At 65.4% G+C, this 12,025-nt stretch carries 11 protein-coding genes; 8 read left to right on the forward strand and 3 right to left on the reverse strand.

Annotation, left to right across the window (positions count from 1 at the left end; translation table 11 throughout):
* Positions 1-23: 23 nt before the first annotated feature.
* Positions 24-1,829, reverse strand: a complete 1,806-nt coding sequence (locus CH278_RS03020; RefSeq protein ID WP_094621150.1) for an AMP-dependent synthetase/ligase — start codon at positions 1,827-1,829, stop codon at positions 24-26.
* A 133-nt stretch (positions 1,830-1,962) separates the two neighbouring features.
* On the opposite strand from CH278_RS03020, the gene CH278_RS03025 reads away from it, so the two are divergent.
* From CH278_RS03025 to CH278_RS03050, 6 genes are all read left to right on the forward strand, one after another.
* Complete coding sequence (locus CH278_RS03025; protein WP_027497371.1) at positions 1,963-2,355, forward strand: hypothetical protein; 393 nt, start codon at positions 1,963-1,965, stop codon at positions 2,353-2,355.
* A gap of 133 nt (positions 2,356-2,488) precedes the next feature.
* Positions 2,489-2,923 (forward strand): SRPBCC family protein, encoded by a 435-nt coding sequence (locus CH278_RS03030; protein ID WP_027497370.1) that lies wholly within the window; start codon positions 2,489-2,491, stop codon positions 2,921-2,923.
* A 41-nt stretch (positions 2,924-2,964) separates the two neighbouring features.
* The gene (locus tag CH278_RS03035; RefSeq protein ID WP_256991814.1) at positions 2,965-4,179 is read left to right on the forward strand and encodes an ArsA family ATPase; all 1,215 of its coding nucleotides are present in this window, start codon (positions 2,965-2,967) and stop codon (positions 4,177-4,179) included.
* Between the two features lie 43 nt (positions 4,180-4,222).
* Positions 4,223-4,642 (forward strand): hypothetical protein, encoded by a 420-nt coding sequence (locus tag CH278_RS03040; protein WP_032374360.1) that lies wholly within the window; start codon positions 4,223-4,225, stop codon positions 4,640-4,642.
* 39 nt (positions 4,643-4,681) lie between these two features.
* On the forward strand, positions 4,682-5,656 hold the full coding sequence (locus CH278_RS03045; protein WP_027497367.1) for an ROK family protein: 975 nt from the start codon (positions 4,682-4,684) through the stop codon (positions 5,654-5,656).
* A 177-nt stretch (positions 5,657-5,833) separates the two neighbouring features.
* Positions 5,834-6,562, forward strand: a complete 729-nt coding sequence (locus tag CH278_RS03050; protein WP_032374359.1) for a lysophospholipid acyltransferase family protein — start codon at positions 5,834-5,836, stop codon at positions 6,560-6,562.
* A gap of 9 nt (positions 6,563-6,571) precedes the next feature.
* Here CH278_RS03050 and CH278_RS03055 read toward each other — a convergent pair whose 3' ends face one another.
* Complete coding sequence (locus CH278_RS03055; protein WP_230074384.1) at positions 6,572-7,780, reverse strand: glycosyltransferase 87 family protein; 1,209 nt, start codon at positions 7,778-7,780, stop codon at positions 6,572-6,574.
* A 164-nt stretch (positions 7,781-7,944) separates the two neighbouring features.
* On the opposite strand from CH278_RS03055, the gene CH278_RS03060 reads away from it, so the two are divergent.
* Together CH278_RS03060 and CH278_RS03065 are read left to right on the forward strand one after the other, a co-directional pair.
* The gene (locus CH278_RS03060) at positions 7,945-8,436 is read left to right on the forward strand and encodes a polyadenylate-specific 3'-exoribonuclease AS (RefSeq protein WP_094621151.1); all 492 of its coding nucleotides are present in this window, start codon (positions 7,945-7,947) and stop codon (positions 8,434-8,436) included.
* Between the two features lie 45 nt (positions 8,437-8,481).
* A complete protein-coding gene (locus tag CH278_RS03065) occupies positions 8,482-9,867 on the forward strand; it encodes a class II 3-deoxy-7-phosphoheptulonate synthase (protein WP_027497364.1) in 1,386 nt (461 codons plus the stop codon).
* Positions 9,868-9,890: 23 nt separating this feature from the next.
* Here the strand turns inward: CH278_RS03065 and pknB are convergent, their stop codons facing one another.
* Positions 9,891-11,867: a Stk1 family PASTA domain-containing Ser/Thr kinase gene (pknB, locus tag CH278_RS03070; RefSeq protein ID WP_052068826.1), complete on the reverse strand. Its 1,977-nt coding sequence runs from the start codon at positions 11,865-11,867 to the stop codon at positions 9,891-9,893.
* Positions 11,868-12,025: the final 158 nt, after the last annotated feature.

Here is a 12,025-nt window from a genome sequence, read left to right on the forward strand (position 1 = left end):
CACCACGGCTCACGCCACGCGTGTCACCTCGCGTAGATCGCCTCGATCTCGTCGGCGTACGCCTTGGTGATGACATTGCGCTTGAGCTTCATCGTCGGCGTCAATTCGCCGCTCTCCTCCGAGAAGTCGTGGGGGAGCAGGCGGTACTTCTTGATGGATTCCGCGTGCGAGACCGACTTGTTGGCGTCGGCGACGGCGGCGTCGATCTCGGCGACGAGATCGGGGTCGGCCTGCAGATCCGCTGCGGTGGCGTCGGAGTCCTTGCCGTGTGCGGACTTCCACTTGTCGAACGCATCCGGATCGAGGGTGATGAGGGCACCGATGAAGGGCTTCTGGTCACCGACCACCACGGCCTGACTGATCAGTGCTCCGGCACGAAGGTGATCTTCGAGGCCCGCGGGGGAGACGTTCTTGCCGCCGGCGGTGACGATCAGTTCCTTCTTGCGGCCGGAGATCGTGATGTATCCCTCCTCGTCGACGGATCCGAGATCGCCGGTGCGGAACCACCCGTCGTCGAGGGATTCCGCGGTCGCCTTCTCGTTTCGCCAATACCCGTCGAACACAACGTGTCCGCGTAGTTGGATCTCACCGTCGCCGGCGATGCGGACGGTGTTCCCGGGTAGCGGGCGTCCGACGCTGCCCACACGTTGAAATCCGATGGTGTTCACCGCGAACGCCGCAGTGGTTTCGGTCAGGCCGTAGCCCTCGTAGATGGTCACGCCGATGCCGCGGTAGAAGTGGCCGAGTCTCGCGCCCAGTGGTGCGCCGCCCGAGATGGCGAGTTCGCACTTGCCACCGAGAGCGGTCCGCAGCTTCGAGTAGACCAGCTTGTCGAACACGAAATGCTTGGCGCGCAACACGATCGACGGGCCACCGGAATCCTGCGCCTGGCTCCACGCCACTGCGCACTCGGTCGCGAGATCGAAGATCTTGCCCTTGCCGTCGCTGTGTGCCTTCTGCTTCGCAGTGTTGAAGACCTTCTCGAACACGCGCGGCACGGACAGAATGAAGTCCGGTCGAAATGTCCCGAAGGTCGCGACCAGGTTGGGAATGTCGTTGGTGTGGCCGAGGGTGACTCCGGCATCGAACGACGCGATACTCACCGCGCGAGCGAGGACGTGCGCCATCGGAAGGAACATCAACGTACTGCGGCCCTGTGTCAGAAGAGCTTTCAACGACGTCTGGCGAATGCCGCGAGATTCCGCAAGGAGGTTCGCATGCGTCAATTGCACACCTTTGGGGCGGCCGGTAGTGCCCGAGGTGTAGATCAACGTGGCCGGATCGGACGAGCGAAGTGTCGAGACTCGTTCGTGCACAACGTCTTCGGAGACGTCCGCGCCGTTGTCGATCAGAGCCTGCACTGCGCCCGTGCCGGAAGCGTTGTCGATCACGAACGTTCGACGTACCGACGGCGCAGCAGCTACGACGGCTTCTGTCTCCCGTACGTGCGCGTCGTTCTCGAGGACCAACAGAACCGGCTCGGCGTCTTCGAGAATCCACTCGACCTGGCCCGCCGACGACGTCTCGTAGATCGGCACGGTCACTCCGCCCGCGGCCCAGATCGCGTAGTCGATGACCGACCACTCGAATCGCGTGGACGACATGAGCGCGACGCGATCGCCCTGCTCGATACCTGCCGCGACGAGGCCCCTGGCCACGTCGACGACCAGTCGCTCGAATTCTGCGGCACCGACATCGGTCCATCGGCCGTCGTCGAGCCGACGGAACACCACGGCATCCGGCGACGTCCGAGCGCGGGCGAAGACGCTGTCGACAGCCGAGTCGGTGTCCGCGATGTCGTACTCGGCGGAAACAGTGAACTCGCGCACGGGATTACCTCCGGATCGAACGGGTTGGAGAAAGTCGATAGCTCGGCTTCACAGATACTCTAGACCTGGGGCGCGCGGTCCCGAATGTGCCTCGGCGGTCCTGGTCTCGGACCCGATATGTGAAGCTCTGACGATGAGCAGTATTCAAGTTGCGGATCAGACATTCGTGGCAGCGCCCGGTGCGGCGGTGGCGCAGGCGTTCGTCTCGCCGGAGCGGTGGCGGCGGTGGTGGCCGGACCTGTCGCTGACCGTGACCGAGGATCGCGGCGAGAAGGGCATTCGGTGGTCGGTCCGCGGCGGCGTCGTCGGAACGATGGAGCTGTGGCTCGAGCCCGTACTCGACGGCGTCATCGTCCACTACTTCCTGCACGCCGAGCCGGCCTCACCAAGTGAGTCGGCCACCGAGCAGCATGCGCGTCGGGTGGCCGGCCGCGCCATGACCTTCGAGCTGAAGCGGGAGCTCGAGGCCGGGAGGTCAGCGGGCGAGGCACCCCACCACGTAGCGTCGAGTTCAGCTCCCGAATGAACCGCGCGGTACGGTCGGCCGGTTCGCGTTGTGCGTTGGCGGTTCGATCGTGTGAGATAGGCCTGCCGCGGGTTACACAGCAGGCAGCGAACGAAGCGGATCGAAGTACCCGAGAGGAAGCGGACCAGTAGTCATGGCGGAGAAAACCCAGAGGTCGATCGTCGTCGAAGCCCCACCGAGTCGGGTCATGGACGTCATCGCCGATTTCGACGCGTATCCCACGTGGGTGTCCGCCGCGAAGTCCGTCGAGGTCCTCGAAGTCGGTGCGGACGGACGGGGAAAGCGGGTCAAGTTCGTGCTCGACGCCGGAATGGTGAAAGACACGTACGAACTCGAGTACGACTGGGCCGCGGACGGCAATTCGGTGTCGTGGAATCTCGTCTCGGGCGAAATGCAGAAATCTCAGAACGGGTCGTACTCGCTGCGTGAGACCGGCAACGGCACCGACGTGACATACGAGCTCACTGTCGATCTGAACATTCCGATGATCGGCCTGTTCAAGCGCAAAGCAGAGAAGGTCATCACCGACACTGCGCTCAAGGAATTGAAGAAGCGGGTCGAAGGCTGACCGACGCTCGCCCCGAACTCCGCACCACGGTATCGCTGTTCATCGGCAAAGGTGGCGCGGGGAAGACCACCCTGGCGTCTGCGTCGGGTCTTGCGCTCGCGGCCTCGGGCCGGGAGGTGCTGATTGCCTCCCTCGACCAGGCGCACTCGCTCCGCGACGCCCTCGGCGCACAAGGTGACACCGACCAGGACTCGGGCATCGGAGCGGTTGCTCCGAACCTGGACGTCGTCGAGATCGATACCTCGCGGCTGCTCGAAGAGCGGTACCGCGGTCTGGGTTCGATGCTGTCGGTGGCTTCGGCAGGCCACGAACACGGCGTGAGTTTCGGCGCGATCGAGCCGGAGGAGCTGATGGGGTTCCCGGGTATCGAGGAGCTGTTGGGATTGCACGAGGTGTCCCGGCTCGTCGACGAAGGTCGTTGGGACACAGTGATAGTCGATCTTCCGGCATCGGGGGATGCGCTGCGAACCCTGCAGCTGCCCGACACCGTCTCGTCCTATTTCGAGCGCGTGTGGCCGCGCCACGATCGCATGGTCGCCGGCACCGGAACCGACGTGCGGCTCACGCTCGTGGTGGCCATGATCGAGCGGATCCTCGGACAGATCGAATCGGTCCGGGCGCTGATCACCGATCCCGACCGGACCGGGGCAACCGTGGTCCTGACCCCCGAGCACCTGTCCATCGTCGACGCCGAACGCACGCTCTCCGCAGCGGCTCTGTTCGGCGTTCGCGTCGACCGACTGCTGGTGAACCGGATGCTCCCGGCTCTCAATTCTTCGTCGATCGGTCTGGTCGGAGCTCATCCTGCGGTGTTCTGGTTCGAGCGATGGCGGGCCGCGCAGCTCGACGCCGTGGCCGAACTCCGAGGACGCGTCGGCGCGGTTCCGATCGTGGAGGTGGAGCACTGTGAAGTGGAACCGGTAGGGTTGGGCCCCTTGCAGGATGTGGCCGAGCACCTGGCACCGCACTCCCTCGAACGACGTGCGTCGAGCCCGGCCGGTCGACCGTCGGTCGAACTCGAGTCGGGGAGCGGACTCGAATCCGTGTACGCGATGAGAATGCTTCTGCCGGTAGTCGATTCGACCACCTTGGGTCTGGGGCGAGTGGAGGACGACTTGATAGTGAGTGCCGACGGTAGGCGGCGACGCGTCACGTTGGCGTCGGTGTTGCGTCGGTGTATTGCCGATTCTGCGGAACTCGACGGCCCGTTCCTGGTGGTGCGTTTCCGACCCGACCCCGATGTGTGGCCGCTGTGAGCGGCCGAGCCATGACCGTAAGAGCTGTGAGCGGAGAGACGCTGTGACGGCCGGGCATTCGGAGTTGGGCGCGGACCTGCTGGCGTTGGCCGACACCGTCCTGACACGTCTCGAGCCCATCCTGCGCCGAGTTGCCGAGACACAGCAGGACCGCGATCAGCAGGGCTGCAGCTGGTGCCCGGTGTGTGCGCTCGCGGCGTTGGTGCGCGGTGAACGGCACGATCTCGTCGAACTCGTTGCCTCGGAAGGGGCCGTCGTCGTCGCACTGCTACGCCAGTTGTTGATCGACCACACCGCGCCGGGCACCGAACACGCCGCTGGTGGTAGCAGCGAGCCAGGTACCGAGTCGACCGCGTCCGCTGCCGACCGGGTCGACGCCGACGCGGACGTGTCGGAGGACACCTCTGCGCCGTCCGTTCGTCGACCGGCGTTCGTACCGATTACCGTTCGGGTCAAGGAGTGACCATCGCCGTGGGGGGACGGCCGAGGAAGGCATGAACGAATGAAGCGTCATCATCAGCGATTGACGGTCGGGATCGACGTGGGCGGCACGAGCCTGCGCGCCTCGGTTGTCGACGCGGACGGTCAGGTGCTCGACTCGACCGCAGCACCCACGCCCCACACTGCTCGTGCACTCGAGCGTGGTCTCGACCGCGCCGTGCAGGAGCTGGCCGGCAGGCACGACATCGCTGCCGTCGGTCTGGCGGTGGCGGGTTTCATCGATTCCGACCGCACGACGGTCCGGTTCGCTCCGCACCTGCCGTGGGTCGACACGCCGGTCGCAACCGAGATGAGCGAACGCATCGGACTACCGGTCCTGCTCGAACACGACGCCAACTCCGCCGCATGGGCGGAATACCGTTTCGGAGCGGCATCGGGTGGCCGCAACGTGGTGATGGTGGCGATCGGAACGGGAATCGGTGCGGCGCTGCTGATCGACGGCCGAATCTATCGAGGGAGCCACGGGGTGGCACCCGAACTCGGTCACATTCAGGTGGTGCCCGACGGACGCGCGTGTCCCTGCGGCAAACGCGGGTGCTGGGAACGGTATTGCAGCGGTACTGCACTGGTGGATACGGCGGTGGAGTTGTTGGCCGCAGACCCGTCGTCCTCGACGAGGTTGGCGCGCGAGGTCTTCCTCGATCCCGGCTCGTTGACCGGGCGTCGGATCGCGAGCGCCGCGCACGACGGCGACTCGATCGGCCGACGCACCATGGAGGATTTCGCACACTGGCTCGGCGTCGGACTCTCGATGGTCAGCGATGTGTACGACCCCGACCTGATCGTGTTGGCCGGCGGTGTGGCCACTTCGTCGAGCCAATTCCTCGCTCGTGCCACGGACAAGTACGCCGAGCTCGTCACCGGCGCGGGGCATCGCCCGCTGGCACGGATTCGCAGCACCGAACTGGGCGAGGCCGCGGGGATGATCGGTGCGGCCGAGCTCGCGCGAGCACAGTTCGTCACCACCGCACGATGACGGTCCGGACCGACGCCGTGTGATGTCGCACGACGACTCCTCGTCGATGTGGCTGGTGTCATAAACCCTGGGTACAGTTCACTACGCGGCACGGTTCGAGAACGCACGGCCGCAGTCGGTTCGCCCCGCGCGAGCCGGCACACCAACGATTGCCGACCATGATCAGGGAGCACGTCAATGTGGTACTGGCTGTTCAAATACATCATCGTGGGGCCCCTGCTCATTGCCCTGGGTCGGCCCACGATCGAGGGTGCGGAGAACATTCCGACGCACGGCCCGGTGATCCTGGCCAGCAACCACAAAGCGGTTCTCGATTCGTTCTATCTTCCGCTCAAGACCCCGCGGCGCATCACCTTCCTCGCCAAGAGTGAGTACTTCACCGGCTCGGGTCTCAAGGGTGCGTTCCAGAAGTGGTTCTTCACCGCGGTGGGTCAGGTGCCCATCGACCGCACCGGAGCCGACGCGGCACAGGACGCACTGAACGCCGGGGCCCGCGTGATCGAAGCCGGCAAGGTGCTCGGTATCTACCCCGAAGGCACCCGGTCGCCGGACGGCCGGCTCTACAAGGGCAAGACCGGAATGGCGCGCCTGGCATTGCAGACCGGCGTTCAGGTGGTGCCGGTCGCCATGATCGGCACCGAGAAGATGAACCCGATCGGTTCGCGCGTGTGGCGTCCGGCAAAGGTCACCATTCGCGTCGGCAAGCCCATCGACTTCTCCCGGTTCGAGGGAATGGCAGGCAACCGATTCGTCGAGCGCGCCGTCACCGACGAGGTGATGTACGACCTGATGCTGCTCTCGGGCCAGGAATACGTCGACGTGTACGCGGCCTCGCTGAAGAAGGTTGCGACACCCGAAGATTCGGCTCCGTCCGCGCGCCGTATCCCCGACTCGAAGGCCAGTTGACGACGGCGGTCAGTGAACCGCGGTGTCGCTTTCCTTCGGGGTGACCCGAGGCGAGAGTTTCACGGCCGCGACGGCGACCACAGAGACCAGAGCCCACCACACGTAGGCGGACGCGGCGAACTGATCGACCAGCGGCCAGTCGAGTCCACTCCATCGACCTTCACCGAGTTTCCAGTGCGGTGCGTACACCATGATCGCCAGTCCGACGGCAACCAGAGCGAGTAGCAGTGCGCTTCGACGGCGGTATCCGACGGCGGCCAGCACCAACGCGAACGGTACTGCCCACACCCAGTGGTGTGACCAGGAGACCGGCGAGACCAACAGGCCGAACATCGCGTTCACGGTCAGCGCCAGGGCGATCTCACCGGCGGCGAACGCTTTGCGCATCGCGATTCCCGCAACGAGCAGTACTCCTACCGACAGCGCGATCCACAGAATCGAACGGGGGAGCTCGTCCATTCCGAGGCGGGCCAGTACACCTGTGATGGACTGATTCGCCGGGTACGCCGGGCCGCCGATCCGATCGGAATCGATGATCGTCTCGGTCCAGTATTTCACCGAGTCCGACCACGTGAGCGCAAACCCGAACGCTGTGAACACCGCGAAGCTCAGTGCCGATACCACCGCAGCACGAAAGTCTTTGCGCAGCAAGAAGAACAAGACGAAAACTGCGGGAGTGAGTTTGACGGCCGCGACCAGACCGATCAGCACACCTCGAGGCCACGGAGTCTTCTTCGGCAAGCAGTCGAGCGCGACGAACATCATCAGAACGATGTTGATCTGCCCGTAGTTCAACGTGGACGTGACCGGCTCCAGTACGAGGACGGACACCGCGAACACCGCGCCAGCACCCCACCACACGAGCGTGCGAGGGCGAACCCCCAACGAGATCAGCGTGAGCACAACGGTCGCCAGCAACGCGAGCATGGACAACGACGTCACCGTCATCGACGCGGCGTACAGCGAGACCTTCGAGAGCGGGCTGAACAGAGCGGCAGCAATCGGGGGATACGTGAACGGCAACGTGGTACCGGTCGCGATGGGAGGAAGCTGGCCGTACAGATCCCCGCCCCGAGCGAACACCTCACCGCCGAGCCGGTAGACATCGAGATCCAGTCGGTAATGCTCACCCAACGTTCGCAGCCCGGGAAACCCGTTGAGATGGAAGAGCACACCGACCGCCGCGGCGACGACAACGACGACCCTGCTCGACGCCACCGCCCAAAGCGGCCACCGGCGTCGCGTCGGGCCGGCAGGCTCCGACGCTTCGGCGACCGGACGGTTGGTGTCGGACGAAGTCACAACGTTCCCTTTCAGGGCTTGTTCGGCTCGGTTCTGCGGTGTGTGGGGGACGTGCCGGGGCACGCGCTAGGGTGAGCCGCGTGCGCTACTTCTACGACACAGAGTTCATCGAGGATGGTCGCACAATCGAGTTGGTCTCGATCGGTGTGGTGTCGGAGGACGGTCGCGAGTTCTATGCGGTGTCCTCCGAGTTCGACCCCGAGCGGGCGGGCCGGTGGGTCCGGCGCAACGTCTTACCCAAGCTGCCACCGTACTCGTCGCCGTTGTGGATGAGCCGATCCCGAATTCGCGACGAACTGCTCGAATTTCTCGTTCCGTACTACGGTGCCGAGGTCGAATTGTGGGCATGGGTGGCGGCGTACGACCACGTGGCGCTCTGCCAGCTGTGGGGATCGATGACCGAGTTGCCGCGTTCCCTGCCTCGATTCACCCGTGAGCTCCGTCAGCACTGGGAGGATCGCGGCAGTCCCGAGCTTCCCTCTGTGCCCGACGACGCCCACGATGCCCTGGCCGACGCGCGCCACAATCTGGCCAAGTTCCAGGCGATCGAGGAGTACTCGTACCGCGGTTGAACACCCGTTGTCCTGCGGTGACGGCGGTACGAATATCCTGTAGCGGTGAACTGGACTGTCGACGTACCCATCGATCGCTTGCCCGACCTGCCGCCGCTGTCTCCGACACTGCGCACTCGATTGGACGACGCGTTGGCCAAGCCGGCTGCGCAGCAGCCGCAGTGGGATCCCGAGCAGGCCGGCGAGATGCGCAAGGTGCTCGAGAGCGTTCCGCCGATCACCGTCGCAGGTGAGGTCGAGGCGCTGTCGGACAAGCTCGCTGCCGTCGCCCGCGGCGAGGCGTTCCTGCTTCAGGGTGGCGACTGCGCCGAGACGTTCGTCGACAACACCGAACCGCACATCAAGGGCAACATTCGCACGCTGCTGCAGATGGCCGTCGTACTCACGTACGGGGCGAGCATGCCGGTGGTCAAGGTCGCGCGCATCGCCGGCCAGTACGCCAAGCCTCGCTCGTCGAACATCGATGCGCTCGGCCTGCAGTCCTACCGCGGCGACATGATCAACTCGCTGGTGGCCGACGAGAGCGTGCGCGGCCACGATCCGTCACGACTGGTGCGCGCTTACGCCAACGCGAGTGCGGCCATGAACCTGGTTCGGGCACTGACCGGAGCCGGGATGGCCGACCTGCACAAGGTGCACGACTGGAACCGTGAATTCGTCGCGCAGTCACCCGCCGGAGCCCGCTACGAGGCGCTGGCCGGGGAGATCGACCGCGGCCTGCGGTTCATGGATGCCTGTGGTGTCTCCGACCCCAATCTGCACACCGCCCAGATCTTCGCGAGCCACGAAGCACTCGTACTCGACTACGAGCGCGCGATGCTGCGGCTCGACAACACCGACGATCACCCCAAGCTCTACGATCTGTCGGCTCACTTCCTGTGGATCGGCGACCGCACTCGCCAGCTCGACGGCGCGCACATCGCGCTCGCCGAACTGATCTCGAACCCGATCGGGCTCAAGATCGGACCCACCACGACCCCCGAGATGGCCGTCGAATACGTCGAGCGCCTCGACCCGACCAACAAGCCGGGCCGCCTGACGCTGATTTCGCGCATGGGCAACGGCAAGGTTCGCGACATCTTGCCCGCCATCATCGAGAAGGTGCAGGCCACCGGACACCAGGTGATCTGGCAGTGCGACCCGATGCACGGCAACACGCACGAGGCGTCCACCGGATACAAGACACGGCATTTCGACCGCATCGTCGACGAGGTGCAGGGCTTCTTCGAGGTGCACAACGGCCTCGGCACCCATCCGGGCGGAATCCACGTCGAACTGACCGGTGACGACGTCACCGAATGCCTCGGCGGAGCCCAGGACATCTCCGATCTCGACCTCGCCGGGCGCTACGAAACTGCCTGCGACCCGAGACTGAACACTCAGCAGAGCATCGAGCTGGCATTCCTCGTCGCCGAGATGCTCCGCGGCTGATCGCCGGCACCGCCCTGGCAGGTTCAGGGCAGGGAGACGACCATGACCTCGGAGTCCGGTTCCACCCGTGAACCGGCTCCGGGGCTCTGGGAGATGACCAACGAGCCGTCCGTGTCGACCACCTGACGAACATCGATCGTCAGTCCCAGCGAATCCAGAGTCGTGCGTGCGGATCCCACCGAACGTCCGAGCAGCGACGGCACGGTGACCGCGGTCGACACGTCGAGGACGGCGGTGGTACCGGACTTGACGGTCTGGCCGGCCTTCGGATTCGTGCCGATCGCTTTTCCGCCGTCGGTGTCCTCGTCGAACGTTTCGCGGATCTCGTCGACGGTGATGCCGACCGATTCGAGAGTCGTCCGTGCCTGATCGACGCTCTGTCCGCGGACGTCGGGAACCTGCACCGGCGGTGCACCTTTGCTGCGCAGCACGGTGACTGCGGCACCGGTGTTCAACACCGTTCCCGGCGGGGGATCGAGCGCAGCGACGCCGCCGATCGGTGCGGTGGTGCTGAATGCCTCGCCGCCGTCGACCGGGGTGAAGGTTCTATCGCGCAATTGCTGCTGCATGTCTTCGACGGAGGCGTCGGAGTCGATGGAGGGGACGGTCGGGCTGCCCAGTGAGACGAGCAGGAACACGGTGTCGCCCTTGGCGATTCGGGAACCACCGACGGGGTCGGTGCCGATGAGCAGATCGGTCGAGACGGTGTCGGAGTACGTTCCCCGAACCGTCGCTTCCAAGCCCGACGCTTCGATCGCGCTCGTGGCACCGGTGGTGTCGAGACCGTCGACCATCGGAACTGCGGTGTATCGGCCCGAGCCCATCCACCAGCCGCCGAAACCGACCAACACTGCCAGCAGTGCAACGACCACCAACCAGACGACGATGGCCCGCCGGGACCGTTGGCGATCGGCGGCGAAATCGGGAAATTCGTAGTGTCGCCGGCCCAGGGGTGCCGCCGGCTGCGGGTCGTCCGGTTGCGGTTCGTACTCGATTTCGCGGGATGTCGGTGACGTGACCACTCGGGTGTGGTGCACGCCGTCGGGCGGCGGTACCGGGGGAGCGCTCTGCACCACCTGGGTGCGGGTGGGCGGCTGTCGATCGCCGGCGACTGTCGTCGGTGCGCCCGCAGCCGCCGAGCTCAGGTGCTGTGCCGAACGCTGGGGAGCGGGCACCCGGTACGCGGGAAGCGCCAGCGCCGACGCGGCAGTGCGCAGCGCGCGGGCCATGTCGTCGGCGTTGCGGTATCGGTGTTCCGGGTCGCGGACGGTGGCGTGTTGAACCACGTCGTCGAACTGTGGTGGCACGCCTGCGATGAGGGTCGACGGGAGCGGAACGTCGTTGTCGATGCGCTGGTAGGCGATGGACAGGGATGTGTCGCCGGTGAACGGGGTGCGTCCGGTGAGCAGCTCGAACAGTACGACTCCGACGCCGTAGACGTCGCTGCTCGCGGATGCGGAGCCGGTGGTGACCTGTTCGGGGGACAGATACGCGGCCGTGCCCAGAATCACACTGCTCGAGGTGACGGTGGATGCGGCGACGGCTCGGACCAGCCCGAAGTCGGCGATCTTGACGTCTCCGTCGTCGCTGATCAGGATGTTCTCCGGTTTGATGTCTCGGTGCACCAGACCGGCGCGGTGTGCGACGGCGAGAGCTTCGAGCACAGGGCGAACCACGGCGACTGCGGCGTGCGGAGGCATGGGCCCGCGCTCCCGCAGCAGCTCGCGCAACGTTCCGCCCTCGACGAGCTCCATGACCAGGAATGCGTGATCGCCGTCCCGCCCGTGGTCGTACACGGCCACCAGACCGGGGTGGCTCAGCCTGGCCACCGCGCGTGCCTCGAACTCGAATCGCTGAACGAACTGCGGGTCCTCGGCGAACTTCGGATCCATGATCTTCACCGCGACAGGTCGGTCGAGCCTGGTGTCGAGTCCGCGGTAGACCGTCGACATTCCGCCCCGTGCGATCGGTGCGTCTATTCGATATCGACGATCGAGCATCGAACCCGGTATCACCGAACCTCCCCTCGTCGTCCTCGATGTGTCCGCTCGAAATCCGGACGCCTGACGACGATGGTATCGGCGCCGTGGGAGCTCACCGACGATCGTGGTTCGTGTCTTCGGTCTCCGTGGCGGGCCGCGTCACTTTTGAAGTCTGG

This window comes from Rhodococcus sp. 05-2254-5, assembly GCF_002258575.1.
GTDB lineage: Bacteria > Actinomycetota > Actinomycetes > Mycobacteriales > Mycobacteriaceae > Rhodococcoides > Rhodococcoides fascians.

Excerpts from the sequence above, each read along its gene's own strand:
- CH278_RS03025 (WP_027497371.1), top strand. The coding sequence starts at position 1,963 with ATGAGCAGTATTCAAGTTGCGGATCAGACATTCGTGGCAGCGCCCGGT.
- CH278_RS03030 (WP_027497370.1), top strand. The coding sequence starts at position 2,489 with ATGGCGGAGAAAACCCAGAGGTCGATCGTCGTCGAAGCCCCACCGAGT.
- CH278_RS03045 (WP_027497367.1), top strand. The coding sequence starts at position 4,682 with ATGAAGCGTCATCATCAGCGATTGACGGTCGGGATCGACGTGGGCGGC.
- CH278_RS03050 (WP_032374359.1), top strand. The coding sequence starts at position 5,834 with ATGTGGTACTGGCTGTTCAAATACATCATCGTGGGGCCCCTGCTCATT.
- pknB (WP_052068826.1), bottom strand. The coding sequence starts at position 11,867 with ATGCTCGATCGTCGATATCGAATAGACGCACCGATCGCACGGGGCGGA.